A 26,204-nucleotide genomic window follows, 5' to 3' on the forward strand; every position below is an offset into this window, starting at 1 on the left:
ACCACAACGTTCGGCCACTGGATCAACGGAGTTACCTTTGACGGCGCTTCTGCCACAGGCAATCTGCAAAAATACGCCAACACCCTGGATGTAAGAAGCGTGTCAGTAGGATCCAAAGCGGGCAAGTTCGACTGGTCATTAGGATATTATGACTTGCATAATCCATCACTCGGAGTCGATCCGTTCAAATGGACGGTAGTAAACACCAACTATCTGTTCAGCCATAATATCGGCTTGAACAGCGAATACATTAAAAACAGCGCGAGCGATAGCGTGATTCCGTTCCCAGGCAAGAAAAGCGATGCTTATTCCATAAAAGTAACGATCGGTGATCAGAACCTTGACAAGCCGGCAGCCCATAATTTCTCGATCAACTATGTCAATAAAGGCGCTAACGCTTTCGCTAACCAGTTCTCGGCTATGGGAGATTCCACCGGCAACAGTGATGCTGCAAACGGCTTAAACTTTGTTAACTGGGATCTTCAGTACGGCTATGCCTTCAGCAAAACCTTCAATACCGTTCTTCAATACAGCCGGGTTATTCCGGAAAACGCAGGGGAAAGCGTCTCCGGCGCTGACAACCATTTCTTCCGCGCTGTATTGAATCTGAATTTTTAATAGTAGTGAGCCCTGAGAAAAATGACTTGTCCGTAAAGGAACCCTATACAAGGACAGTAAAGCGGTAAGGCCGACATTTTCTGAAATTTTGTTTTTTTGTTATCTTTCAATGCGTCGGAGTTTTCAGTATTAAGTTTATTGAATAATTAATATGGCACGTTTTTTGCGCTAATAAATTATAGCTGGATGGAATGTCCAGATGGCAATTTGGTGTCCCAAAAAGTGCCTGTCCCGGTATCGATTCATTTGGATCACGGCGATAGTTTCGCCATATGCAAAGAAGCCCTGGAACTGGGCTTACCTCCAATGATTGACGGTTCAACACTGTCGATTAAAGAAAATGCTGAATTTACCAAAAAAGGGACCGGCGAAGTTCAAAATTTGATGTGCCGATTGGGGCGAAAATCGGCGAATTGCTTTGTTTAGATGGAGCTGGACAGGCTTTAGAAAATAAAAATCTTGTAAACCCGAAAGCATAAGCTAGGAGTAGTGATATGAAATGGAAATTTGGCAGGCATTATTGATCGGATTGTTTGCTTATCTGGGCCGAAACCAGGTTCCCTGGCTCTTCGGCACGACAGGTGGCTGGTATGGAATCGGGCGGCCGCTGGCAGCCGGACTCATCTGTGGTCTTATACTCGGAGATGTAAAGACCGGCGTGCTTTGTGGCGTGGCTGTGCAGGCCATCTTCATCGGACAAATTACGCCGGGCGGGGCGGTTCCCTCCGATTTGAATCTGGCGGCATACATCGGTATCCCGCTCGCCATCGTCAGTGGCGGTACGCCGGAAACGGCTGTTATTTTTGCGGTCCCTTTGGGAGCGTTGGGCGTAGCTCTCCATAATTTCACGATGACGGTGCAGGCTGTTTTCGCCCATCGTGCCGACCGGTGTGCTGAAAGAGCGGATGCCAGCGGTGTAAGGATTGCTAATATTGCAGGCACCTCGATATCTTTTTTTGAACGCTTCTTCATTGTCGGGCTTACCTGCTATTTTGGTGCACCGTTCGCGGAAGGCTTGCTGAAGGCTATGCCGGGTATCGTGCTGAACTTCCTGGCTGTCGGTGGAAAAATGCTGCCGGCCCTGGGCTTTGCTATCCTTTTGAAGCAGATCATCAATGAGAGATGGATGATTTTCCTGTTCATCTTCGGCTGGGTGTTCACGACATCGTTCAAGCTTACCACGACATCCCTGGTATTCATTGCGATTGCATTGTCCCTGATCTACGTTATGGCCCGCTATAATAATGTACGAACGGTTTCGGCTAACGCTGTGGCGACGCAGCCGCAGAAGATGGTTTACGAAAGCGAGGAGGGTGACTATGAAGAATAATGTGGGGCTTACAAAAAAAGATGTAGCGAAAGCTTCCTGGCGGTGGCTGTTTTTTCATCAAAGCTCCCATAATTACGAGCGTATGATGGGTACTGGCTTTGCACATAGCCTGTCCGGGAGCCTGGAGAAGCTGTATGCGAATGATAAAAAAGGGCTGGCGGAGGCCCTGAAGCGGAATCTGTCCTTCTTCAATACGGAGCCCCAGTTGGGAGCAATCATTCCCGGCATATCCCTGGCGCTCGAGGAGACCTACGCGAATGACCCGGACTTTGACCCGGATATCATCAGCAGCACGAAAAATGCACTCATGGGGCCGCTGGCCGGCATCGGCGATTCCATCCTGGTAGGGACGCTCAATCCTATCCTGCTGAGCATCGGCATCGGTTTGTCGGCGGACGGCTCACCGGTTGGTGCCATCGTTTTCCTTTTGTCCTGGCTTCTTCTTGTGGTTCCTATGAAATATTATCTTTTTATGAAGGGGTATTCGCTGGGGCTGGATGCAGTGAAGATCTTGATGAATGAAGAGCTCAAGGTAAAGATTACTACGGCATTGACGATTGTCGGGCTGATTGTTATCGGAGGTGTCGCCTCTATGACGGTACAGGCGCCGATAAAATTTCAGTATACCTCCGGAGATATGGTCATCAATATCCAGGCTATCTGCGATAAGATCATGCCAAACCTTGTGCCGCTGCTCGTAGCTGTGGCAAGCTATCTCTTGGTCGATAGGAGGGGCTGGAGCACGAATAAACTCATGCTCGGCATCCTGGTGTTTGCGGCCGTTATGGTAGGATTGGGGATTATGTGAAAAGGGAGGCGCCGGAGTGGAGTATGTCTCGGTTTTGGTCAAGCCGATGTCATCGCAGTGCAATCTGAGATGCAGATATTGCTTTTATGAGGATATCAGCATACACCGGGAAGTTCCTTCGTTCGGGCGCATGAGCCATGGAACGGCGGAGAAGATGCTGGAAAATATTTATCGGTCACTGTCTGATGGAGATGATCTTACGCTGGCGTTCCAAGGAGGTGAGCCGATGCTTGCAGGATTGGAATATTTCAAGGATATCGTTTCCTTCGTGGAAGCACAGGATAAGGATGTCACTGTGCATTATACACTACAGACGAATGGCATACTGCTCGATGATTCCTGGTGCGAGTTTCTGAAACAGCATGGCTTCCTGCTCGGGCTGTCCCTGGACGGCTGCGAGAGTCTGCATGACAGATATCGGGTCGATGCCGAAGGCCTGGGTACCTTTCCGCGTGTCCTCGCAGTAAAGCGTTTACTGGATGCATATCGTATCGAATACAATGTTTTATGTGTCCTGACAGCTGCACTGGCTCAGGAACCGGACGATGTATATACGTTCTTGCGGCAGGAACAGATAGGATATGTCCAGTTCATTCCCTGTCTGGCAGGTTTGTCCGGCGGGAAGAGGGAAGCATATGTCCTGACGCCGGAGCTGTTCGCCGGATTCTATCGCCGGATCTATGATTTGTGGTTTTCTGGACTTGTCCAGGGTACATATATGAGCATCAGACTTTTTGACGGTATACTGAATCTTTTTGCCGCAGGCCGTATCACGGCCTGCGGTATGCTTGGCAGCTGCCGGATCCAATATGTCGTTGAGGCGGATGGCAGTGTGTATCCTTGTGATTTCTATGCTATCGATAGATACAGGATGGGAAATATCTGCGAGATGGGGCTGCAGGAGCTTTTCCAGTCTTCGGCAGCGCAAGAGTTCTTAAGATGCCGGACAAAACCCCCTGCATATTGCGCAAGCTGCCCGTTCGGCAGGATGTGCCGGGGCGGTTGCCGCAGGATGGCAGAGGCTATGTATGTGAATGAACAGAATGATTTTTGCGGTTATCAGGCAGTTCTTCAGTATGTGCTGCCACATATCGATGAAGTAGCAATGCGATTGAAGAAGGTATCATGAAAATTGTTAGGGGGACGGGGTTGTCGACACATAGTTGTCACTAACCCCGTCCCCTAACAATTTTTCATCTAACTTGAACTATTCTCACTACATATTCCTTCAAATGGAATACATAATCCTGTATCGGGACAAAAACCTGGATTGTCATAGCATAATGCTTTGGCAAAACCAGGATTCATTTGACTGAGATTGTTAAAGTAGCAGTTAATATAATGATTACGGGCTAAACTATTCAGTTGAAAAGAAAGTGGATAGTTATTATTTACATGTCGATAGTATAATCCTTCCTTGGTAAATGGAGGTGGATACGCTTTCTCCGGTAAAGTAGGAATAATGTCGTGGACATTAAAAATGCGAATACTATTTTTGATCACTTGGTTAAACCGGAAAGCGAAATCAGGATCTCCGGTGCGCGGGGAGCCGTAAGTATATACGATAGGAAATTTAAAATTGGTGTTCACTGCGATATCCAAGGCAGCTAACACTGACAAAGGTCCTCCTAAACTGTACCCGGCGATTAATAGTCTTTTTGTTGTAGAAAGTTTGTTTAACTCGCTGATTAATATATCTCTTGTTGATTGATAGATACATGTAAATCCGCGATGTGTTTTTCCCATATTGCTAACAAATGGATAGGGAACCTGATAGAGGTCTTGGTCCGACTCATTGTCCCTAAATGAATCGGTTCCTCGAAAAGCTATAACTATTTCAGCTCGTGACTCTGTAATAAAACCAAATACTTCTGCTTCCGGATATTCAACACCGGCAAGAGCGCGAATGATATATCGAAGTTCAAAGCCTTTTGGCAAGGTAAGTTCTTCCTTTTCAAAAAGCAGATTTGACTGATGACACATTGCCGCAAGTAATATTGCATCTTCACTATTAAAAATATTCTCTACGCCTGGGATATCCATTAAGGAAGCTCTCCTCTCCTATTACAAGGAATCAGACTTTTGCATGTTCCCTGAAAGGGAACGCACATTTCTGTATTAGGACAAAAACCCGGATTTTCATAGCACAATACTTTGGCAAAATCAGGATTCTTTTTACTGAGGTTTTTAAAATAGCAGCCGATCGAATCATTACGGGGCGTATCATTCAGTTGAAAAGAGAGTGGATACGTTGTTTTCACGTGTTGATAATATAGCCCTTCCTTCGTAAACGGAGGCGGATATATTTGGGCCGGGAAAGTAGGAAAAGAGTCGTGAATATTTACAATTCGTATACTGCTTTTTACCACTTGGTTGAACCGGAAAGCAAATTCTGGGTCGCCAACACGAGGACTACCATAGGTATAGACGATAGGATTTTCAAACCGGGTATTTACCGCAATATCTAAAGCAGCCAATATTGCTAATGCTCCTCCGTAGTTGTGACCGGTAATAAACAGACTTTTGGCTGGTGATAGTTTGTTTAATTTTCTGATTAATTTGCTTCTTGTTGATTGATAGATGCATGTAAATCCGCGTGAGGTTTTTCCGACATTCCTAACAAAAGGATATGGTACTTGAAGTATGTCATATGCTGAAATAAGGTCTGCCGGATACGAAGCGTATCCCCTAAATGCGATAACGATATTATATATCGATTCTGTAATGTAACCAAATATTTCTTCTTTAGGATGCTCTACGTCGGCAAAAGCACGAATTATATATCGAAGTTCAAAACCTTTTGGTAAGATGAGCTTTTCCGCTAGAAAGAGTGGATATGTTTGATAGCTCATAGCGGCAAGTAATATCGAATCTTCACTATTAAAATTATTTTCTGCGCCGGAGACAAACATATATATAATTCCTTTCTTAAAAATATTAGGATAATATGAAATCATACTGCTACTCATCTGCCTGAGCAATCCGGGACATACCGGTAAATTTGGCCGGAGGAATTCAATTGCATTTATCTGAAATATGGACCATCTGAATTAACATCAAGGTAGTGACCGCATAGTTATCTAATATTATCCTATATAAACTGAGATGGAAATGTTACTATCGAGGGGATATTCTTTTTGCTTCTTTCTTCATCCTAAAAGTGATTGATAGAATATAGTGAGACAATGGAACTGTCCCCATGTTCCATACATTTGGATGTTACAGCTGTCGGCAATATGCCCGTAATAAACCAAGTTAACCAAAAGGAGTCAAGGGACGGTTCGAAACCACTGAAAAAGTCTGAAACCCCCCGAATATATCGATATAATAATAATAGATCAAATTGTAATGCGGGGAATCTAAATGCTAAAGACAACACCAAAACAATTAAGCCTATATTCCGTTCTATACGATAAAATACCGGAAAATCATATACTGAAAGTCATTAATAAAACGGTAGACTTTAGCTTTGTTAATAAACTTCTTGAAGATTCATATAGCAAAAAAATAGGACGCCCGGAAAAAGAACCAGAAATGATGGCTAAACTCCTGATTCTCCAATATTTGTACAACTTATCCGATGTCAGGGTAATTGAAGAAGTGTCACTCAACTTGGCCTATATGTGGTTTGTCGGCATAAATCCTGATGAAGAACTGCCAGATGCAAGCTTGCTTGCAAAATTCAGAACGCAAAGACTTAAAGATACCAGTATGGATGATATTATTCAGGAAGTAGTTCACCAATGCATTGAGAAAGGCATTATTAAGAGCCATGGACTTAGCATAGATGCTACACATACAGCAGCTAATACCACAAAAAAAGTGCCAGAACGAATTATGAAGCATCTGGCGAAAAAAATATTTAAAACATTGGATAGAGAAAACGGAAAAATACTTTCCGAAATGGATACCAATATACCCGACTATAAAGCAATGGAAAATCATGAAGAAGCGAAGACTGTAATGAAAACCTATTTAGAAGAAGTGATTGCTAAAGTCCAAGAAAGCAATGAATTTTCCGATATGCCATGCACACAAGATGCGATTACCGAAGCGACGAATATAATTAGTGATGAAAAGTTTATATTGCAAAAGGGAATTCGCTCACTTATCGACCAAGATGCACGGGTTGGTTATAAATCAAAAACGGACAGTTTTTTTGGATATAAAGTAGAATTTGCCATGATTCCAGAAGAACGGATCATAACGGCTATAGAAGTAAGTGATGGAGCCTATGTAGATGGCAGCAAATTTGAAGATTTATATAAACGCACAAAAACAAGCGGCTTTGATATAAAAGAATTTTATGGCGACAAAGGCTATTTTCGCAAACCAATATTGGATATTTTAAAAGAAGACCAAGTGGAAACCATTATTCCAGTAAGTGCTTCCGTGTATAAACTTGATGACAGCAAATTCAGCTATAATAAAGATAGCGATCAATGGTTTTGCGAAAGGGGTAATTATACAATTTCAAAGAAATGTCGGCGGCAAAAAAACAAAGCGGCCATGTTAACCTATACGTTTGATAAAAAAGTGTGCATAAACTGTCCCAATATAAACCAGTGTATTAATGGAAAATCTAAAGTAAAGCAGTTGTCGGTAGGAATCAACGCTGGAGAATATTACGAATACAGTCAACGATCCAAAACGGCTGAGTTTCAGGAAAAGTATAAAAAACGTGCCAGCCATGAATGGAAGAATGGTGAAATGAAGCGTTTTCATGGTTTAGACCGTGCTCGAGGGTATGGTCTGCGGAGCATGACCATTCAAGCCAAACTAACTGTGTTAGCGGTTAATTTGAAAAGAATAGCATCTCTGGTATCCTCTTATTTTGCTTGTTTTAAGCAAAGTTTTTTCTGGATAAATATATTTTTAAGAAATTTTCGTTGTGAATTATCGAGGTCTGCTTAGAATAGGGCTTTTTCAGTGGTTTCGAACCGTCCCCTGACTCACACTCACGCGCCAAAATTGATCGCCTAGTATCCTTTATGACATCGTTTATCGTATAGGTGTAATTTCAATTGAGAAATATTAAGCCGAGTTGCTCCAAAAGTAGTTCAGGCGTATAACCCCTTACATTCCTTTGAAATGAATAGAAATCTTTGCTTAAAGCCATCAACAACATATCCGCTCTAAAGACACTGTTAAGATAATTTTGTTCGTTTGCATGCATTTCGTCAAATAGTTCAACAAATAATTGATGCAAGTCGTCATGTAAAGGGCTCTGCATTCGAGACTTAAATGAATTTATCGGCGTTGATTCCTCGACCCCGGTAAGCAATTGTGCCTTTTTTTCTCTGAAACGAATAAATAAATCAAGCAGCCCCCTAAGCCGTTGATCTGGCGCATTTTTCCGGTTTGCCTCCAAGTATTCATCAATATCATCGAAAAGAAGAACAATATTATCCTTAATTAAATCCAAGCATAACTCACTTTTATTTCGATAGCGGCGATATAGCGTTCCCGGACCAATCTGTGCTTCCGTGGCAATTTGATTCATACTAACTTGTTCGACACCATTTTGTTCAAACAGTCTAAGTGCTGCATCCAATATTCGCTGACGGTTCTCAGCAGCATCACGGCGTTCAGGACGGGTATGCTCTATATTTTTTTCATCCATTCGTTTTTCACTCCTGACATTTATTTCGATATTCCATTGACAAGTGGAGACATCTCCGTTTAGTATAAAAGGAGAACTCTCCGCTTAATCATAATCTATTGAGGAGGATTTTACAATAATGCAAAATCAAACTAATAAAGCTGCTCTGTTGGTCATGGATTTACAAAATGGTATTGTATCGCGTTTTGCAGAAGATGGGAAAGTACTGATTCCGTTCCAACGAGCTGTCGAGGCCGCTCGCCGACATTCTATTCCAGTTATTTTTGTGAGAGTCGCATTCCGGGAAGGCTATCCCGAAATAAGCGCCCAAAATAAGTCGTTTTCAACCATTACAAAACGCGGTGGAATGACGATTTCCGAAGATTCGTCGCAAATTCACGATTCGCTGGCGCTTCGTCCCGCTGAGCCCGTGGTGACCAAATTACGGGTGAGCGCATTTGCCGGTAGTGATCTCGAGGTTATTCTCCGCTCCCATAGGATCGATACATTAATCTTAACCGGCATTGCCACAAGTGGGGTCGTACTTTCCACTCTGCGGGAAGCCGCCGACAAAGATTACGGTCTAATCGTACTTTCCGACGCCTGTCTGGACGCAGATCCGGAAGTTCACCGGGTGTTAATGGAGATTGGCAAATCACTCCACAAAAACAGGTTGCCGTATACACAAACGCCAAATGCCGTTGCATACGGTAAATATATTGAGAGCTATAAAAAGGGGTGCGTAAATTGAAAATCAAATGGTTAGGCCAATCATGCTTTCTGATAACTTCGGAAAATGGAACAAAAATACTCACTGATCCGTTCAAAAATATGTTGGGTTATAAGTTACCTGAAATTGAAGCGAATATCGTATCTACCAGTCACAATCACAGCGACCATAATAATATTAATGCAGTCAAATGCAGCTTTACCCATTTCAACGAACTGGGTACTTTTGATGTAAATGGTATTGCTATAAAAGGGGTAGCAACATTTCATGATAAGGCTTTGGGGACCAAGAGAGGAAAAAACACGATATATAACTTTAGTATTGATGGAATCAATGTTTGCCACTGCGGCGATCTGGGCCACGTGCTAACAGATACTCAGATTAACGAAATAGGAACCGTAGACATACTCCTGCTCCCCACTGGCGGACGCGCCACCATTGGTGCACTGGATGCTGTTCAAGTCATGAAGCAGCTGAATCCGGCAATTGTGATCCCGATGCATTACCGGACAAAGGCGTTCGGGCTGCTTGGCTTTTTATTTGAAAAGGTCGATAAGTTCATTGCTGCTTCGGGGTTAAAGACGAAAAAGTGTGAGGAACTGGACATTGACAAAGCCGATATAAAAGAATCCAAAGAAGATAAAGAGATTGTTATCCTTCAATATGATTGAGATCAGACAGCTTTGAACATAAGGAGAGTTATATTCATGCCGCTTTGGAAAAGAAATTTAATCGTTTGCTGGTTTGGAATTTTCGTAGCAGCTATCGGAATGAGTCAGATCGCCCCTGTATTGCCGCTTTATATACAGCATTTGGGTGTTCATAGTACATCTTCCATCGCCCAACTTTCAGGCGTTGCTTTTGGTGTTACCTATTTAATTTCAGCTATTTTCTCACCAATTTGGGGGCATTTTGCCGATAAAGTTGGGCGAAAGCCAATGATTCTGCGGGCAAGCCTGGGTATGGCATTGGTTATCTCTTGTATGGGATTTGCGCCGAATATATATATACTAATAGGATTAAGATTGTTGGAGGGTGTTATCACAGGTTTTAGTACAGCGTGTACCGCTTTAATTGCCACTCAGACGGATAAGGAACACGCGGGATATGCTTTAGGCACACTTTCAACTGGAAGTATTGCCGGTTCTCTACTTGGCCCAATAATTGGCGGATTTATAGAAGAGACCCTTGGCTTTCAACCTGTATTTTTCATAACAGGTGCCTTACTGCTGATTGCATTTATTATGACCGCCTTATTTGTAAAAGAATCTTTTGTCCGTCAGGATAAAAAAGCAAATAGTATCAAGAAGATATGGGAAGATGTCCCTGAAAAGAGTTTGACTATTATTCTGCTTGTAACCTTTTTCATTTTAACTCTAGGGTTATATTCTATAGAACCCATCGTAACTGTTTACGTCACCCAATTAACCAAAGGTACTGCTACTGCTCATGTCGCACTGTTGGCCGGATTAGCGTTCTCCGCCTCAGGGCTGGCAAACATAATTTCAGCTCCAAGGCTGGGCAGACTTTCTGATAAAATAGGTGCGCATAAAGTTATATTAATTGCGCTCATTGTTGCCGGAATCATTTATATACCACAAGCCTTTGTAAAAAATCCATGGCAATTGATAGGGCTGCGCTTTTTATTGGGCTTAGCGATAGCTGGGTTGAACCCTTCTATTAATACCCTTGTTAAGAAAATTACACCAGATTCACTTGTAGGTGGAGTTTTTGGTCTTACCATGTCTGCCGGATATCTGGGCGTATTTGGTGGCTCTGTTTTAGGCGGGCAGCTGGCAGCCTATTTAGGTATTTCATATGTCTTTTTTGCAACCAGCGCATTGCTGCTGATAAATGCAATATGGGTGTATTTTAAAGTGTATAAAAAGCTTTGCTACACCTAATATGGAGTTTTTAAATTTTCAGGGCTATGATGGCAACGGTCTCCCAGATATAGAAACACACAAAACAAGGCCCCAACCCTTGCATTACACAAGGATTGAAGCCCATTTTACACCGTTATCAGTGATACGGTTCTCCGTATCTAATAATAAAGTGGCTGGATTAAAACAGTATATTAACAGCCGTCATTATATAGTTTGCTTATTGCCGCTAGAGGCAGGAGGCAATCTTTTTAGTTTTCCTATTACATATTCTGAAAGTAAGAAACATAGTACCATACATGAACCTGCCACTAAAAGATATTTAAAGAAAACAGGTAACTGTATTTTTAGTGCCATATAAGTAGCAGATATTACGATCAGTTGGTGAATGTAGTACATGGTATAAGAATTGGCCGAAAGTCTGCGCCACAGATATGCACTGCTATCCACATATCGATGAAAAAAGGCTATAAAAGCAAACACAGCAGCAAGGCAGAAATAGGAATGGAGTGCTGCATTCCCTACTTTTAATAAAAGAGGAGTGGTATCTGCAAAAGTAACTCGGTAAACAAGAAATACTATCAACAATATAATTGCGGCGCTGAACCATCGCCCCAATCGCGGCATATAGCCTCCATCTGTAAACCATAAATTTTTCCAGGCATATATCCCTAAAACAAAATAACCAATGTAGGCCCCAAACCGAGATGGCTGCAGAGAGATGATATATAGTTTATTAAACCAGGTATCCGGAAGAAAGAATAGACTAGGAATAAAGAAACTGACTGCCATAATGAATCCAAACAAAGGGAAAAAATATCCGGAAGGCGCTTGCGCTATGGCTTTTCGCTCAAAAATAGCCGGGTTCATAGTATATAATATCGCCACACCTAAAAAGAAATAACTTAATTCACCTAAAAACCAATAATGAGCATGGTTAAAGATAACGGGCGTAAAAAACATCGTTTTTACGTAAAGAAAATACTCTGGTGGTGTACTAGACCGGCTATACCAAATCATATAAGTAATAACCGGAGCCAGAAACAACACACCACCTATCCAGGGAAGAACAATACGGAAAAATTTGTCTTTAAGAAATACTATGGTTCCCTTTCTCTGCAGGACAGGTACTGCAAAATAACCGGCAATAAAAAACATAATAGGCATAATATAAACATCTGTTGCCATAACAAATAAAGTAAACAAGGAACTGTTCTGCGTATCCACGACATACCACCATTGAGGGGCATGCGCCATATAAGTAATTGAGACATGAAAGGCAATAACCAACAGAACAATAAAAGCACGTAAATTATCTAAAAAGTATATTCGGTTACCCGTTCTGTTACTAGCACTTTCCACACTACTTTTCATAAAAATTTTCATTCCTTTCTCTATGTACCGCAAGCGGCCCGCCGCTCAAGGCACAAAAATGTATGAAAGTATTAAATCTATACCTATTTTCCGAAAAACTATGACCATTTCTCGTTTATCTCAAAATGCCTACACCCTTTATTTCCCATAAAAAACAAAACTCCTGCCAAATTCTATATTGAGGCAGAAGTTTATTATTCCATTCGCAAAAATACAAGGTGTTAAAAGCCTGGGCGTTTGGATTTCCCTGAGAATATACATAATCAGGCTTTTAAGGGCATACCTAGGCAGAACCGATGTCCGCGGTCAATGCAGGACCCTCTGGCCTCCAGCCCAGCCGTTCCTGGGTCAGCACACTTGACGTTGGATTATCGGTTGTCACAAAGGCGGAAAGCCAGCCAAAGTGGGCATCTGCCTCTCCCCGGGAAATACTTACCACCGGTAGATTCAGTCGGCGTCCGATGGCATCGGCAATGTCCCGGAACAATACGCCCTCCTCACCAACTCCGTGTAACTGTGAGCCGGCCGGGGCGGCTTCCACGGCTAACCGAAACAGATGCGCCGCATCAAGCCGATGTACGGCGGGCCAGCGGTTCGAACCTTCGCCGACAAAGGCTGACACCCCCTTCCTGCGGGCAATGTCGATGAGTACCGAAGCAAAGCCATGCCGATTGAAATCATGTACGCACGGCGCAAGCCGCACGACCGAGGATCGTACTCCGCGCTCAACCAGCGCAATTGCCGCATTCTCCGACGCGGCCCGGGGAAATTCAGCCGCCCCCTGGTCCTCTTCCGTTGCCAAACGCCCTAGTGACGGGACCGCCAATGTTCCGGAGGTAATTACGAAGGGCTTGCCGGACCCGTCTAGAGCGGCACCCATCGCTTCAATGGCACGCAAATCAGCAGCGACGGCGCCGGCGTAGTTGCTGAAGTCATGTATGAATGCCAGGTGAATGACACCGTCCGCAGCGGCTGCTCCTCTGCGCAGGCTGTCGAGGTCATCCAATGAACCATGATGTACTGCAGCCCCGGCAGCCGTTAACGCTGCGTCACTCTTGTCGGAACGGGCAAAGCCGACGACTTGATGACCCACATCGATAAGTTCGCGAACAACCGCAGATCCTATGAAGCCTGTTGCACCTGTGACAAAAATACGCATAATAAATTCCTCCTTGCGCTAGATCCAAGTCTAGACTATTTAATAATTACGGTAATTGAGATAATTTTACTTTAGGATGATGATACCGTTGCTTGCTTTGAGTTATGTCTTTATAATTGATGGCTTTTTGCGGACACCAATGAATACACGCAAGGCAACGTTCGCAGTTATGCTTGAATGTTACTTTTTCATCTACAATCTCAATATTTTTTACTGGACAAACCGAAACACAAATGCCGCATTTTGTACAACATTCTGAAATGCTATAATTTTTATCAGTAAACTTGTATTTGGCAACTGATTTTTTATGCATCGTCTTAAAAAGAAAAGCAAGAGGTCCCGAACCGCCTTTTATTTTACATTCCTTTCTGCTCTTAATGGCTTGAATGATGCCACTAAGCCGAGTGTCAGCCTTCGAGAGCAGTTTGGGCAGTTTATCGGTCTTTATATCAACCATCAGTATGTAAGTTGACAAAATAGGCAGTTTAGATCCGTAATGTAAATATCCCCCTTTTTCTTTCAGGATATTATCGACATCAGCTAAGCTTGTACCAATAGCTCCCCCGCAGGTGACCACCGAAAAGAAATAAGCATTTTTATTGAAATCACCGCTTTTAATAAATCCTTGTACCATATTGGGCAGTCCAAATGCATAAGTAGGAAATACAAAACCGATTACTTCGCTATTGCATTTATAATTCATTCCGACTTTGGAGATTGGTAACACATCAGTATCACCTAAAGCAGCGGCGATATCAAGGGCGGTTTGCAGACTATTTCCTGTTGCAGAAAAGTAAAAAATCGTTTTCTTCATGTTCACATACCTCACCATTGATGTTATTTAAATTTATAAACCAGTTCCCCTATAAGGCTAATCATTCAGGCTTTTGCACATTTCTATTGAAACTTCATTTCTTGTCCTTTATTTTCCGTTACAATTTACAAATGGCATCGTTTGTACCCCTCTTTTAAATGAGTGTCTAGTTAGTCATTTATGAGTAAAAAATTATGCAATCATTCGCCAAAAGGCATCGAACGCATCCATACAATGTTTGTCTGCGTTGGCCGAGTCATGGATCATGAAGTTGATTGTCGTGTCAATAAGCGCACTCATCAAGGCGACGATGAACTCTAGCGGAGCATCACGCATCGGTCCATTCTCGCGGCTCCGTTCCAGAAGCTCACTGATGTTAGTGAACGCGCGGCTCGCAGCCTGATGGCTCTCCGGGGTGATATCGTCTGATACGTATAAATGCGCGAGCGTCCTGCGTTTTTCGGGGTAGGACGTTGCCCAGCGCAGCAAGTGGGACCACATATAGAACGCCTGTTGGCGTATGTCACTCTCTTTCGGGAGTCCATCTAAGGCGGCCGTGGCCATCTCTGCTTTAAGTTCTAAGTAAAGCTGGTTCAACAAGTCGGCTTTCGTCTCAAAGTAGGTGAAGAGTGACCCATTAGAGACGCCAGCCTCCTTTGCAATCGCTGCCGTAGCTCCCCCTAGCCCCTGTGCGGCGATTATGCGTATCGCCGCTGACATTATCGCATTCCGTCTATCGTCACTTCTTGGTCTGGCCATACTTTTTCTCCCTAAGCTGTATTACTAAATATATTATTATATTATCAGAGAGTGGCCAGTCAGTCAATATTCTGCGATCTATTTTCTTACCCTTTAGCTTTCTAACCTTCCCTCAAATCTTCCCAGGCTCCTATGTTAATCCTAATGCAACTTTTCAATTTTATTTTTCTAACCCTTCACGAGCCGGATTGTAATAATAAAATAGCACCGGTACAGCTAAAATTGATATACAGCTGAAAACGTCTGAAATAAAAGATACATGGAAACCAGATGAACCATACCAGAAGAACAAATATGCCAATACGAGGAATAATAACCGCTTTCTGGTTCGTAAATCGGAGACCCCCATTACCACATACGCTCTGGAAACTTCAAATTTTAAAACTTCCCATACTCCCATAACAACGAATAATGTACCAGGAATAAAGACAATCCATGGTGATAGATTCAAGCCTTGTATAAAATGGCCAATATCCCCGCGTAAAAGCCCATCATGATAAGCGGTAAAAGTTCTGATGGGTATGTAATCCAAAACTTGACCAAGATTAGATAACGTAAACCAGAATAGAAAGTACCATAATATCTTGTTGTTCTTTATTTGCCGTTTTGATAAAAGCATTACGCCAAGCAAGTAAAGAATTCCACCCAAAATAATTGGGCTAATGGCTATTATTGACACAATTTTTCCTTTACCTTCAGCCAAAATCGACTTGTAATCAATTAGCTCCCAAGCAGATAGCAATGTCCAGTCTCCATAATAAATATCAAACGGACTTGCTTTATATCCGTAGATCCATGCTATTGTGCTATGTGTCCATTCATGAAGTAACATTGACAAATGATGCGCTAAAAAAATAGTTATAATAGTGGTAATTGACACTCTAGCGATCTTATCCACAATAATCCCACCCCTTTGCAAGGCAATAAAGACGCCTAGAAATGCACATAAAAACAGTGTCAAGGGGACGGGGTTGTCGACACCCCTTTGAACTATACCTATTTTCCGAAAAACTATGACCATTTCTCGTTTATTTCAAAATGCCTACACCCTTTATTTCCCATAAAAAACAAAACTCCTGCCAAGTTCTACATATTGGGGCAGAAGTTTAATGATGATAGAAAATCAAGCTTTTTATCCAATACCTGTTCCCGGCCTGACCAAGCCCTCCAGTCACGGCTTTACTGTCAGTAGTACATGCTGGTCTAAGTGATATTCGCATTGTTATACCGCCTCTTTGATAACTCTGCCAATTTTTCGGCTCGTTTTTTTACTGCTGGGCTTCCTGATAATATTCCTTGTTCAATCTTTCCAAGTGCAAGGTTTCTATAATCAATATGTCTATCTGCAATTTCGGCTATCGCCTGCAGTGAATTACTTGACCGATAGACCTCAAATCCCCACCTTGCTGCAACCGGGCAATAATGTCATTCATTAGAATACCTCCCTCGCACATCTTGCCATTTATTTCTTTGTTTTTCCTTTATTCTATCATTTGCCGGCGTAATGACGGCTCCCTTATCGTCTGCGGGTCTATTATTATTATGTCTGTTCTTTCAAACCTTGCCTCCCAACAGGGTTGCTTCCTTTGTTAGGGGGCTATATGCCACAAAAACATGGTTTCCCACCTCCGGTATACGCAAGGTATGAACCGGTTCCTCAATTAACGCTTTGATTTCATTATCCTCAACAGTTACTCCGATCTTTACTAGCGGATTTTGACCCCAACAAACCTTGGATGTTTCCACGTAATCGACTTTGGCAATTCCCCGTTTTTGTTTTTGCAGCCTTGCTTTTTTACTGTAGTTCTCTCGCCAACAATAATTACTGATATTCATGCCTGGCTGTAAATTACTTGTTTTAGGCATCTGAGCCACTATCTCCACTTCAATTACACTATTATCAAAGGCTACTTGGGCCTTAATGAAAAAAAATTCATCGTCACCCATATAATAACCGGACGGGTTAACCGTTGTCAGGTGATATACTGCTTGACTAATATCGCCGAATTTACTTCGCGCCTCATATTTATACTCTGGACTGCGGCTAAAGACTCCCGTGGCTCTTTCATCAACATAACTATACACCATTTCTACCATCTCCCCTCTCTCGTAAGGAGCAAAGGAAGGAGCTAGTAAGGTATATGGGATTTCCCGGCTACCATTCTCTGGGACATTGACTTTAAACACAACATTCTGTATTGGATGGCCGTTAATATATTGACCGCTATTCGCTACTTGGATGACCTCAGTAAACGTCGGATATTTGTCTTTGCCAAAAGGAGCAACTGCTGCCGCAAGATTATTTTCCTGATGTTCGGGCATCGACGTATACAGATTAGCAAGGAGACGATTTAGTTCATTGTCTTGGGAGGTATAGTGTTCTAACTTATTGGTGTATTCCTGGCTTAAAATGATCGCCTCCTCAATTTTATTTGGGTTATACGCTACCGTCACTTGAGATCCAACTTGCACTTGCGGTATCGAAATCAAAGGAACTACCTGCTTAATAACAAGCTGCACCGGTTGCCTGTTTTCAGGGTAGGCAGTAACCCAAATTCTCAGTTGCGGCTGGTCGTTTATCATTGTTCCAGTCTGTTCCGCCCTATCAATTCTTGCCAAGGCCACAACTCCGGTCGAAGATAATTTTTTCATCAGCCGACTATCCCGGCTTGCCAAACGGAGTATAAAATAACAGAAAATTACCGTTATCGCCAGACAGATCAAAAGAATTACTAAATCCTGTAGATCATCCATACTCTCAATTCCTTCTTGTCAAATATATAGCCCCAACTGGACGGAATTAAATCAATGCACGCTATATTACCATCGTCCGTTCCAGTTATTCTATAGTTACAACCATCAATTTGGCTAAATTGGAATTTCTCTCAGGGATAACTTGTATATTATTGGACAATAGCCGTGTAGGCATTTTACTACGATTATTTTCTTCATACGTATGGAATTTCCTTCCTTTTCAACCTCCTCCACACAAAAAAGCCCCGCAAAGACGAGTCAGAGGACGAGTCAGGGGACGGTTCGCAATTGACATATAATGCCGTTGGAAAAATCATCCGCCATCATTAATATCTCTTTCTCGATTTTATTAAATGTCTCGATACTTCTGGAATAATCCTCCTTAAGCATCGCGACAGCCTCCTCTTTTGTTAATGCCAAATGGGTAAACCACATTTCTCTCATACATTCAACAGACCAATTAGGGTTAATTTGATTTAGGAAACATACGATTTCCTCGGCATTTTCATACCACCTTTTTTCAGCGTCCACCGCAGCTCTACTATCTCCAGCCTTTGCCGCCTTCACAAGTTCCGCCGCAATAACCAGATGATCCCTTATCAAGCGTTCAAATTCGAATGCGATTTCATTTCCATAGAAACGGCAAAATACTTTAGCAAAATCAGGTGCGTTACGCAGAAGCCGCTCCGTAGTTTGCTCCAAGTCCGGCAAATCAAACACAATACCTAAGATAACCATTCTGGTCCAATAAACATGTTGCTCCCAGAGCAAACGGAAACAGTCCCTTAAATGAACTTCCGTTTCGCTTAAACAACATTCGCTGCTATAGTAAGGATTAAACATATAGCTTTCCTCCTTTAACACTATATGTTACATAATATGTTTTTACACAAATTTCTGACACTCTAGGAAGCAAAGGGACGTTCTTTTTGCTTTCTACGTACTCACACCTTAAAAATAATACTTTGGTTCATCCTTCAGGAACATACAAGGGACAGTTTCATTGTCCCACTGATTTGTCAAAAGAACGGGGTTCTCGATATTTTCCTGCATTCGCGACACTACTAATCTAATAATTGATAATTTTTTATTAATCAGACATACAAACAGAAAGCCGGTCAAGGTGCACATCAAACTTCACCTCAACCGGCCTGTTTTTTGTTTTTATTCAATCTGCTCTCGTCATATACCACTTTTTCGTTAACGCAAAATATAGGCCAATATCAGCAGTCATTATTTGATAAAGCTGACATGCTTGCAAATTTCAGCAATTACTTTCTCCTTTATTTGATTGAACTTCACTTTATTTTCTTCAAAAAGATTTCGTCCGTGTGTATCAATTGAAACAATGAGCGGACCGAATTCTTTGACCTTGCATGTCCATAATGTTTCTGGCATACCGAGGTCTTTCCAATTGGCATCCTCTATTTTTTCCACGCAAGTCGCAGCTACTACTGCACATCCCGCAGGAAAGACTGCATGAATGGCTTTATAATCGCGACAACCTTTCATTGTACCTTCACCCATACCACCTTTGCCAACAATAAGCTTGACCCCGGTTTCCTTAATGAATTCCTCTTCAAACTTTTCCATGCGCATACTGGTTGTTGGGCCAACGGATACCATTTCGTACTGATTTTCATCTATTGTTCTAATGATCGGCCCTGCGTGGAAAATGGCACCGCCATCAATATCAACCGGTAAATTGCGCCCTTCTTCAATGAGCCGGCGATGGGCTACATCGCGGCATGTCGTAATGTATCCATTCAAATACACGATATCGCCTATGTTGATATCTTCCAAGTCTTCCGCTTTAATCGGTGTTGTTAAAATTTTCTTTGCCATCAGAATTCCACCTCCGTATGAGAATTAATCGCATAATTCAGGTCTCTGTCAAAAACTATGTGCCCGCGGCGGTGTGACCAGCAGCCAACATTAACGGCTACACCGATAACCGACGGGTGCCTTGCCGTATTTTCAATATGAACGCCAAGTACAGAATTCTTTCCTGTAAGTCCCTGTGGACCTAACCCAATTTTATTAATACCATCTTCTAATAATTTTTCCATCGAGGCGGCACGTTCATTGGGATTATGCATTCCGAGCGGACGCATCAACGCTTTTTTAGAAAGTACAGCTGCCGTTTCAATAGAAGTTGCAATACCAACACCAACTAATAGTGGTGGGCAGGCATTAAGACCATAGCTTGTCATAACATCTAGCACAAAGCGAGTTACGCCCTCATATCCTTCGCCCGGCATGAGCACCATAGCTTTGCCAGGCAGGCTGCATCCGCCGCCAGCCATGTACGTATCAATTTCAAGTTTATCATCTTCGGGAATAATATCCCAAAAAATTGTTGGAACTCCTTTTCCCACGTTTTTGCCAGTATTATATTCATCAAAAGATTCGACACTGTTATGACGCAGCGGCGCATCCTTTGTAGCCTGAATGACTGCCTCCCGTAAAATTTCTTCCATGGCTCCGATATAGGGGAAATTGGCGCCGCACTGAAGAAAGAATTGGATAGCACCCGTATCCTGGCAGCTTGGCCGATTTAGCCGGACGGCAAGTTCTTGATTTTTAAACATCGTCTCATAGATAACCTTTGCCAGCGGAGTATCTTCTTCTGCCTCAAGCGCCTGCAATTTTTTTCTTACATCATCAGGTAATACTTTGCCTGTATAAGCCACAAATTTTGCAATTGTATCCGTTAAACGAAATACCGCTTCGTCCTTTCTCATACCTATCATCCTCTTTCTACTTTTATATTTACTTTTGCGCCAGAACTTTACTTAAGCTCAACACGCTTAATTTCTCCAACAATAAACAGGTAACAAAGAATTGCAATCAAACAATGTGCGGCAATAAATACTAGCGCATCATTGTATGACCCTGTTATTTTAATAATATAGCCGATGGTAATCGGAGTGATAATACTGGTAAGATTGCCAAAAATGTTTAATACCCCACCACTTACACCCACGATTGCCTTCGGCGCAGTATCAGAATTCACTGCCCAACCAAGTTGGCCAAATCCTTTACCAAAAAACGCCACCGACATAATAGCAATAACCATAAATACACTATCCACATAGTTACAAATAATTATTGTCATGCCTAATAACATTCCCAACACAATTGGTACTTTTCGAGCTACGGTTAAGGAATATCCTTTTTTCAATAAGAAGTCGGATAAAATACCGCCTAAAATGCCACCGGCAAAACCAAATATCGCTGGTACAGATGCGGCAAAGCCAGCTTTAAGAATTGACAATCCCCGAGCCTGCACCAGATAAACTGGAAACCAGGTGATAAAGAAATATATCGTGGCATTAATACAGTATTGCGCAATATAAATACCTATCATCATCCGATTGTGCAGCAGTTGTTTAACATATTTCATGATAGACTCATTCTTCTTAGCTCCAGCATTGGTCTGATCCATATCAACCAAACCGCCGCCTTCTACAATATATTGAATCTCCGCTTCATTAGCCATCGGATGATCTTTGGGGTTATGAATGAACTTCTTCCACACTAACGTAAATAGCATTGCCAATATGCCCATGAACCAAAAAGCATAATACCAGCCAAAAGTAAATATAATCCATCCCATTAAAGGCGCAAAAATTACAGTAGCAGCAGCTTGGCCCGCGCTAAAAATAGCTGCGGCGGTACCACGCTCCGCAGCAGGAAACCATGCCGCAACAATTCTACTATTTGCTGGAAAAGTAGGTGATTCTGCAGCTCCAGATAATAACCGTAAAATAAATAGAGTAACAAATGCAGTTCCTACAGCTAGAAAACCGGTAAATCCTTGAAGTATTGAACTTAACGCCCAGAAAAAAATACTAAATGCATATACTCTTTTTGAGCCAAATCGATCTAACCAGTATCCTCCTGGCAACTGGCATATAACATATGCCCAGCCAAAGGCTGAAAAGATATAGCCCATTGCTACCGGGCCCATATGAAATTGTTTTTCTATCCCCGAACCAGCGAGCGAAATAGTAGCACGGTCGGCGTAATTTATTACGGTAATAAGAAACAAGATGGCCACGGTTATCCAACGAACATTCGTCTTCTTTACATCCTTAGCAACATTCATATGTCCACCCCTATAGACTTGCTAGCACAAATCTAAGCTTTCCTTTCTTTGATAGATTAATTTAAACCAATTCTTTTGTCTCTTCTTAATATACTTAATTTAATGTAAATTAAGATAAGTCAGTTTTTTCTTGCAAAGTTGCGCGCTCCTTTACACGATTTAAAGTATAAGCTATACTCATAAATAAGTCTAATACGTAAAATTATATAAACATTATAGGTTTCTGCCTATACAAAGGAGCAGATATATCCCAATGGAATATCATCAATTAAAATATGTTCTCAAAGTAGCCGAAGAAAAAAGTTTTTCTTTAGCAGCCAAAAAACTCTATATTTCCCAGCCTTCTTTAAGCCAAGTTATTCTTAAACTGGAAGAAAAAATTGGATTTCCCCTGTTTGACCGAAGCAGCACGCCATTAAAGCTCACCGATATTGGTGAGCTTTATATTGAGACAGCCAAAAAAATTTTGGATTTAAGCGATCAATTCACGAAAATGGTTGATGATGTAGCCAATTTACGTCGGGGCCACCTGACTATCGGAAGCTCACCTTTCCGTAATACGTACCTGCTTTCGCAGATTATTCCTATATTTAAACAAAGATTTCCCGGACTGGAACTTATTTTGAAGGAAGATACCACACATCGATTAGAAGAACTCGCCTTAAATGGTCAAACAGATTTTTCAATCTCACTGCTACCCATCAATACAAAACTCTTTGACTATGAAGAATTGTTCCAGGAAGAATTACTGCTTGCTCTACCGCCAAATCATCCACTATGCATAAAGTTTCAGCGTCAACCTGGAGATTATCTTAATCCGCCGCAAATCAAACTACAGGATGTCCGTGAAACCCCTTTTATCCTCATGGATAAAGGGCAAAAGCTCCATAATGTCTTTTTCGATTTATGCAATAAAGCTGAATTTAAACCGCGCATTTTATTAGAAACCCAAAGCATGAATGCCGCCCAGGCATTGGTAGGTGCAGGAATGGGCGCAGCCTTACTGCCTGACACGCTTATCCGCGCTAGCAACATCAGCAAAAACCCCTGCTATTTTTCTCTTTGCCCAATGCCATTACGAACTGTTATCGTTGCTTATTGCAAAAGCAGGTATCTATCTAAGGCGGCAGTCGAATTTATTAATTTAATGAAACAATCTTTTAGTGTCAAGGGGACGGGGTTGTCGACATCCCCAAGTTTTATGGAAAACACCTAGGACCGTTCTTTATTCGACAACTTATTAATCAAATGTTTTCCGAATTTTGATTGGTGGAGGCGAACCGACACCAATTACGCGCTAAACTATTGTTACCAAAAGCTAACTGCTCTTCGTATAAACGGCTCAGGGAAAACCCATCCAAAAATCATTCAACAAGGAACTGACAATTTGGTGTTTTTCCCATACTAACCTTATCCTGCCTGCGGTTTAGAAACGTCGGAAAATACCATAGAACAAATTAATCTAATGATAGAGTTTCAACAAACTCGTAAGAAATAGCTTCACGATCTCCAGTCTTTCTGTAGCCATCCTCCTTATGAGAATCATCAGAAAGCTTCGCGCACTTTCATGCCAATTTCTTTACTAAATATACTCTTTAATTATGTGACATAATCACTACTAATTCATAGAATATATTAGAGTTCTATGTAACCCTAATATTACTATATAAGGAGATATCGCTATGAGTCTAGAAAAACCTGTTGGACAAAGGCCTGCAGAAATAAATAATAGATATTCATATTTTGTTACTAGTAATCCTGCGACTTCTTTTAATCGTGTTAGCGTATATCCTACTATTGATAAAACTGCTTTTATCGGTCCTTTTTCTAGCATTATTGGAGATGTCCGAATAAAAAAAGAAGTGTTTATTGGATGTAATGTGACAATTAGAGCTGATGAAGGAACACCATTTCATATTGGAAATAAAACCAACTTACAAGATGGAGTGATTTTACATGGTTTGAAAAATATGCGATTAACTGTGCATAATGAACAATATTCTATCTATTTAGGAAATAAAGTTAGTGCTGCTCATGGAGCTCTAATTCATGGTCCATGCATTGTTGAAGATAATACTTTTGTAGGATTTAACGCGATTGTCTTTAACGCCATTGTGGAAGATGGCTGTTACATTGATTTAGCAGCTATTGTAACAAATGGAGTACGAATTCCTCCTAATAGCTATGTTCCGATTGGAGCTATAATAGATACTCAAAGAAAGGCTAACGTTCTAACAAAAGTATCGGAAGCTAATGAGAATTTTGCTAAAAGTGTAGTTAAAACAAATGGCGAACTTGCACAAGCCTATTCTTTAAAATTTGGTGATACTATATGTAGTTGTGGTCTCTGTTGTAATAGTAATACTTTTAAGAATTTAGAAGAATAGCGTACGCGTAGAAAATGCCGTCACCTTGACATATAAGACTCTTGCAATAACAAAAACCTGCTGATTAGGCAGGTTTTTAATTAATTCCCAAATTTTGGTGGAGGCGAGGCATGCCGAACCCCTGACCATACACTTCGCCTGCGTTATAATATTTGCAGGAAAAAAGTTTTTTTTAGCTAAAACCTATAGTAAATATAGTGTGTTCCGGGGGAAATTAAAGCGTACGACATACCGTTCCGGTTAGCTAAAATATTGTCGGATGAGGTTGAATGTCGGGCAATTGCTGGCGGCACCTGACCTAGTTTTGGAAGTATAAGCAGACGAAGGAATCAAGCGTTTATTCAGGAAGGTGGGTATATGAGAGCCGATAATATTATGAACCAGGATATTTTAAATATGGTCTTAGCAGCAGTTGATAGTATTCATGATGGAATAGTTATTGTAGATAAAAATTCAAAAATAATTTATATTAATGCGGCGTATTCAGAAATCCTTAATGTAAAGAAAGATAAAGTGTTGAATCGATTTGTAAGTGAAATAGAACCGGGAGCTATCATATTAGATAGCTTAAAAGAAAAAAAGCCGAAAATAAATACGGTTACTAAGGTGAAAACCAGAGGCAAAGAAATTTTAGTAAATATAAATCCAATTATAATTGACGGTGAACTATTAGGTGCTGTATCCATTTTTAAAGATGTAACAGAAGTATACTTGCTCAATAAGGAATTGGAGCAAGTGAGAAAGTTAACGGGATATTTTTATAATGACAGTACAAAATTTCATAAGGATTTACCGGAAAGTTTTTCAAAGATCATAGGAGATGATGAAAAGTTCATAAATTGTTTAAAATTAGCAAGCATCGTAGCTCCTACGGAGGCGACAGTATTAATCGAGGGAGAAAGTGGAGCCGGAAAAGAAGTTATCGTAAATGCAATACTAGGTGAGAGCAAAAGAAACCATCCATTTGTGAATATAAATTGTTCAGCCATTCCAGAAAATTTATTTGAAAGTGAATTGTTTGGATATTCATCCGGTTCTTTTACGGGGGCAAAAAAGGGTGGCAAAGCGGGAAAATTTGAAACAGCGAATAATGGTACAATCTTTTTAGATGAAATAGGTGAAATGCCGCTTTTTATGCAGGCAAAACTCCTGAGAGTGCTTCAATCCGGAGAAATTCAGAAAGTTGGTTCTAATAATATTGATATTGTAAATGTTCGAGTTATTGCAGCAACGAATAGGAATTTAAAGTCCATGGTGAGGGAGGGAACGTTTAGAGAAGATTTGTATTTTAGGCTTAACACTTTTAAAATAACAATTCCACCGCTTCGGGAAAGAGGCAAGGATGTTATTCTTTTAGCAGAACATTTTCTGAGCTTATATTGTGAAAAATATTGCAAAAAAATAGTTCTATCCAATGAAGTGAAGGATTTATTGTTAAACAATCAATGGATCGGCAATGTAAGACAGGTTCAAAGCTGTATCGAATATGCAGTGATTGTATGTCAAAAAGATAAAATACAGGTAGAAAATTTACCGGATGAAATACGAAATCCAAATATCCCTGATGGAAAAAAGATAATAAAACACAATGGGAAAGTTTTAAAAAACATGATATTTGATGTAGAAAAAGCTCAGATAATCAAGGAGTTACAAAATACACATGGCAATAAAACCCGTGCGATGGAGAATATCGGAATTAGCCGGCGTACTTTTTACCGGAAATTGAAATTATATGATATTAATCCCGCGCTGTATACAAAGTAAATTGTATACAAAGAATATTATTTGTATATTAAGTATACATTGTATTTAGCTCACAAATTACTTGAAAAAACAGAATACTAAATATTTGTAATGCTTTTTTAAGCATTATTT

General features: G+C 41.2%; 25 protein-coding genes. 12 read left to right on the forward strand and 13 right to left on the reverse strand.

Annotation, left to right across the window (positions count from 1 at the left end):
* From LUCIF_RS26200 to LUCIF_RS17650, 5 genes are all read left to right on the forward strand, one after another.
* Positions 1–618: hypothetical protein (locus LUCIF_RS26200; RefSeq protein ID WP_165866053.1), on the forward strand; the 618-nt coding region annotated here is incomplete at its 5' end.
* 210 nt (positions 619–828) lie between these two features.
* Complete coding sequence (locus LUCIF_RS17635; RefSeq protein WP_207857985.1) at positions 829–1,044, forward strand: class II fructose-bisphosphate aldolase; 216 nt, start codon at positions 829–831, stop codon at positions 1,042–1,044.
* Positions 1,045–1,117: 73 nt separating this feature from the next.
* Positions 1,118–1,948, forward strand: a complete 831-nt coding sequence (locus LUCIF_RS17640) for a PTS mannose/fructose/sorbose/N-acetylgalactosamine transporter subunit IIC (RefSeq protein ID WP_122629207.1) — start codon at positions 1,118–1,120, stop codon at positions 1,946–1,948.
* A complete protein-coding gene (locus tag LUCIF_RS17645; RefSeq protein WP_122629208.1) occupies positions 1,938–2,756 on the forward strand; it encodes a PTS system mannose/fructose/sorbose family transporter subunit IID in 819 nt (272 codons plus the stop codon). Before LUCIF_RS17640 ends, LUCIF_RS17645 begins: the two co-directional genes overlap by 11 nt.
* Positions 2,757–2,772: 16 nt before the next feature.
* Positions 2,773–3,885, forward strand: a complete 1,113-nt coding sequence (locus LUCIF_RS17650; protein ID WP_122629209.1) for a radical SAM/SPASM domain-containing protein — start codon at positions 2,773–2,775, stop codon at positions 3,883–3,885.
* 68 nt (positions 3,886–3,953) lie between these two features.
* Here LUCIF_RS17650 and LUCIF_RS17655 read toward each other — a convergent pair whose 3' ends face one another.
* Both LUCIF_RS17655 and LUCIF_RS17660 read right to left on the reverse strand, forming a co-directional pair.
* On the reverse strand, positions 3,954–4,799 hold the full coding sequence (locus tag LUCIF_RS17655) for a lipase family protein (protein ID WP_122629210.1): 846 nt from the start codon (positions 4,797–4,799) through the stop codon (positions 3,954–3,956).
* Positions 4,799–5,725, reverse strand: a complete 927-nt coding sequence (locus LUCIF_RS17660; protein ID WP_207857988.1) for a lipase family protein — start codon at positions 5,723–5,725, stop codon at positions 4,799–4,801. Before LUCIF_RS17660 ends, LUCIF_RS17655 begins: the two co-directional genes overlap by 1 nt.
* A gap of 394 nt (positions 5,726–6,119) precedes the next feature.
* Here LUCIF_RS17660 and LUCIF_RS17665 point away from each other — a divergent pair, with 394 nt between their 5' ends.
* Positions 6,120–7,670 carry an IS1182 family transposase gene (locus LUCIF_RS17665; protein ID WP_243638755.1) on the forward strand — a complete coding sequence of 517 codons (1,551 nt, stop codon included), beginning with the start codon at positions 6,120–6,122 and terminating at the stop codon, positions 7,668–7,670.
* A gap of 106 nt (positions 7,671–7,776) precedes the next feature.
* On the opposite strand, the gene LUCIF_RS17670 is transcribed toward LUCIF_RS17665, so the two are convergent.
* The gene (locus LUCIF_RS17670; protein ID WP_122629211.1) at positions 7,777–8,379 is read right to left on the reverse strand and encodes a TetR/AcrR family transcriptional regulator; all 603 of its coding nucleotides are present in this window, start codon (positions 8,377–8,379) and stop codon (positions 7,777–7,779) included.
* 118 nt (positions 8,380–8,497) lie between these two features.
* On the opposite strand from LUCIF_RS17670, the gene LUCIF_RS17675 reads away from it, so the two are divergent.
* From LUCIF_RS17675 to LUCIF_RS17685, 3 genes are read left to right on the forward strand one after another with little or no spacing between them, the layout of a single operon-like run.
* The gene (locus LUCIF_RS17675) at positions 8,498–9,109 is read left to right on the forward strand and encodes a cysteine hydrolase family protein (RefSeq protein WP_122629212.1); all 612 of its coding nucleotides are present in this window, start codon (positions 8,498–8,500) and stop codon (positions 9,107–9,109) included.
* The gene (locus tag LUCIF_RS17680; RefSeq protein WP_122629213.1) at positions 9,106–9,759 is read left to right on the forward strand and encodes an MBL fold metallo-hydrolase; all 654 of its coding nucleotides are present in this window, start codon (positions 9,106–9,108) and stop codon (positions 9,757–9,759) included. Before LUCIF_RS17675 ends, LUCIF_RS17680 begins: the two co-directional genes overlap by 4 nt.
* A 36-nt stretch (positions 9,760–9,795) precedes the next feature.
* On the forward strand, positions 9,796–10,992 hold the full coding sequence (locus LUCIF_RS17685) for a multidrug efflux MFS transporter (protein ID WP_122629214.1): 1,197 nt from the start codon (positions 9,796–9,798) through the stop codon (positions 10,990–10,992).
* A gap of 186 nt (positions 10,993–11,178) precedes the next feature.
* Here the strand turns inward: LUCIF_RS17685 and LUCIF_RS17690 are convergent, their stop codons facing one another.
* From LUCIF_RS17690 to LUCIF_RS17740, 10 genes are all read right to left on the reverse strand, one after another.
* The gene (locus tag LUCIF_RS17690; RefSeq protein WP_207857989.1) at positions 11,179–12,333 is read right to left on the reverse strand and encodes an acyltransferase family protein; all 1,155 of its coding nucleotides are present in this window, start codon (positions 12,331–12,333) and stop codon (positions 11,179–11,181) included.
* A gap of 295 nt (positions 12,334–12,628) precedes the next feature.
* Positions 12,629–13,504, reverse strand: coding sequence for an SDR family oxidoreductase (locus LUCIF_RS17695; RefSeq protein ID WP_122629215.1), 876 nt, complete (start codon positions 13,502–13,504; stop codon positions 12,629–12,631).
* A 46-nt stretch (positions 13,505–13,550) separates the two neighbouring features.
* On the reverse strand, positions 13,551–14,318 hold the full coding sequence (locus LUCIF_RS17700; RefSeq protein WP_122629216.1) for an EFR1 family ferrodoxin: 768 nt from the start codon (positions 14,316–14,318) through the stop codon (positions 13,551–13,553).
* A 192-nt stretch (positions 14,319–14,510) separates the two neighbouring features.
* Positions 14,511–15,038, reverse strand: a complete 528-nt coding sequence (locus LUCIF_RS17705; protein ID WP_207857991.1) for a TetR/AcrR family transcriptional regulator — start codon at positions 15,036–15,038, stop codon at positions 14,511–14,513.
* A 199-nt stretch (positions 15,039–15,237) separates the two neighbouring features.
* Complete coding sequence (locus LUCIF_RS17710) at positions 15,238–15,975, reverse strand: hypothetical protein (RefSeq protein WP_126720610.1); 738 nt, start codon at positions 15,973–15,975, stop codon at positions 15,238–15,240.
* A gap of 656 nt (positions 15,976–16,631) precedes the next feature.
* Positions 16,632–17,831 (reverse strand): hypothetical protein, encoded by a 1,200-nt coding sequence (locus tag LUCIF_RS17715; protein WP_122629219.1) that lies wholly within the window; start codon positions 17,829–17,831, stop codon positions 16,632–16,634.
* A 270-nt stretch (positions 17,832–18,101) separates the two neighbouring features.
* Positions 18,102–18,695 carry a hypothetical protein gene (locus tag LUCIF_RS17720; protein WP_207857993.1) on the reverse strand — a complete coding sequence of 198 codons (594 nt, stop codon included), beginning with the start codon at positions 18,693–18,695 and terminating at the stop codon, positions 18,102–18,104.
* Between the two features lie 369 nt (positions 18,696–19,064).
* Positions 19,065–19,676 (reverse strand): L(+)-tartrate dehydratase subunit beta, encoded by a 612-nt coding sequence (gene ttdB, locus LUCIF_RS17730; protein WP_122629221.1) that lies wholly within the window; start codon positions 19,674–19,676, stop codon positions 19,065–19,067.
* Entirely contained in the window at positions 19,676–20,575 is a 900-nt protein-coding gene (gene ttdA / locus LUCIF_RS17735; RefSeq protein ID WP_122629222.1) for a L(+)-tartrate dehydratase subunit alpha, read from the reverse strand. Before ttdA ends, ttdB begins: the two co-directional genes overlap by 1 nt.
* A 47-nt stretch (positions 20,576–20,622) precedes the next feature.
* Positions 20,623–21,942, reverse strand: coding sequence for an MFS transporter (locus tag LUCIF_RS17740; protein WP_122629223.1), 1,320 nt, complete (start codon positions 21,940–21,942; stop codon positions 20,623–20,625).
* Between the two features lie 253 nt (positions 21,943–22,195).
* Here LUCIF_RS17740 and LUCIF_RS17745 point away from each other — a divergent pair, with 253 nt between their 5' ends.
* From LUCIF_RS17745 to LUCIF_RS17755, 3 genes are all read left to right on the forward strand, one after another.
* Complete coding sequence (locus LUCIF_RS17745) at positions 22,196–23,158, forward strand: LysR family transcriptional regulator (protein WP_122629224.1); 963 nt, start codon at positions 22,196–22,198, stop codon at positions 23,156–23,158.
* 466 nt (positions 23,159–23,624) lie between these two features.
* Complete coding sequence (locus tag LUCIF_RS17750; RefSeq protein ID WP_207857996.1) at positions 23,625–24,329, forward strand: LbetaH domain-containing protein; 705 nt, start codon at positions 23,625–23,627, stop codon at positions 24,327–24,329.
* A gap of 357 nt (positions 24,330–24,686) precedes the next feature.
* The gene (locus tag LUCIF_RS17755; protein WP_122629226.1) at positions 24,687–26,093 is read left to right on the forward strand and encodes a sigma-54 interaction domain-containing protein; all 1,407 of its coding nucleotides are present in this window, start codon (positions 24,687–24,689) and stop codon (positions 26,091–26,093) included.
* Positions 26,094–26,204 lie beyond the last annotated feature (111 nt).

It is taken from the genome of Allolucifera butyrica, assembly GCF_900476375.1.
GTDB lineage: Bacteria > Bacillota > Negativicutes > Sporomusales > UPPP01 > Lucifera > Lucifera butyrica.

What these genes read in the sequence shown, in the direction of transcription:
- LUCIF_RS17740 (WP_122629223.1), bottom strand. Translation starts at nt 21,942, where the DNA reads ATGAATGTTGCTAAGGATGTAAAGAAGACGAATGTTCGTTGGATAACC.
- LUCIF_RS17675 (WP_122629212.1), top strand. Translation starts at nt 8,498, where the DNA reads ATGCAAAATCAAACTAATAAAGCTGCTCTGTTGGTCATGGATTTACAA.
- LUCIF_RS17750 (WP_207857996.1), top strand. Translation starts at nt 23,625, where the DNA reads ATGAGTCTAGAAAAACCTGTTGGACAAAGGCCTGCAGAAATAAATAAT.
- LUCIF_RS17715 (WP_122629219.1), bottom strand. Translation starts at nt 17,831, where the DNA reads ATGGATGATCTACAGGATTTAGTAATTCTTTTGATCTGTCTGGCGATA.
- LUCIF_RS17670 (WP_122629211.1), bottom strand. Translation starts at nt 8,379, where the DNA reads ATGGATGAAAAAAATATAGAGCATACCCGTCCTGAACGCCGTGATGCT.
- LUCIF_RS17685 (WP_122629214.1), top strand. Translation starts at nt 9,796, where the DNA reads ATGCCGCTTTGGAAAAGAAATTTAATCGTTTGCTGGTTTGGAATTTTC.
- LUCIF_RS17705 (WP_207857991.1), bottom strand. Translation starts at nt 15,038, where the DNA reads ATGTCAGCGGCGATACGCATAATCGCCGCACAGGGGCTAGGGGGAGCT.
- LUCIF_RS17755 (WP_122629226.1), top strand. Translation starts at nt 24,687, where the DNA reads ATGAGAGCCGATAATATTATGAACCAGGATATTTTAAATATGGTCTTA.
- LUCIF_RS17660 (WP_207857988.1), bottom strand. Translation starts at nt 5,725, where the DNA reads ATGAGTAGCAGTATGATTTCATATTATCCTAATATTTTTAAGAAAGGA.
- LUCIF_RS17695 (WP_122629215.1), bottom strand. Translation starts at nt 13,504, where the DNA reads ATGCGTATTTTTGTCACAGGTGCAACAGGCTTCATAGGATCTGCGGTT.
- LUCIF_RS17700 (WP_122629216.1), bottom strand. Translation starts at nt 14,318, where the DNA reads ATGAAGAAAACGATTTTTTACTTTTCTGCAACAGGAAATAGTCTGCAA.
- ttdA (WP_122629222.1), bottom strand. Translation starts at nt 20,575, where the DNA reads ATGAGAAAGGACGAAGCGGTATTTCGTTTAACGGATACAATTGCAAAA.
- LUCIF_RS17655 (WP_122629210.1), bottom strand. Translation starts at nt 4,799, where the DNA reads ATGGATATCCCAGGCGTAGAGAATATTTTTAATAGTGAAGATGCAATA.
- LUCIF_RS17745 (WP_122629224.1), top strand. Translation starts at nt 22,196, where the DNA reads ATGGAATATCATCAATTAAAATATGTTCTCAAAGTAGCCGAAGAAAAA.
- LUCIF_RS17665 (WP_243638755.1), top strand. Translation starts at nt 6,120, where the DNA reads ATGCTAAAGACAACACCAAAACAATTAAGCCTATATTCCGTTCTATAC.
- LUCIF_RS17640 (WP_122629207.1), top strand. Translation starts at nt 1,118, where the DNA reads ATGGAAATTTGGCAGGCATTATTGATCGGATTGTTTGCTTATCTGGGC.
- LUCIF_RS17645 (WP_122629208.1), top strand. Translation starts at nt 1,938, where the DNA reads ATGAAGAATAATGTGGGGCTTACAAAAAAAGATGTAGCGAAAGCTTCC.
- ttdB (WP_122629221.1), bottom strand. Translation starts at nt 19,676, where the DNA reads ATGGCAAAGAAAATTTTAACAACACCGATTAAAGCGGAAGACTTGGAA.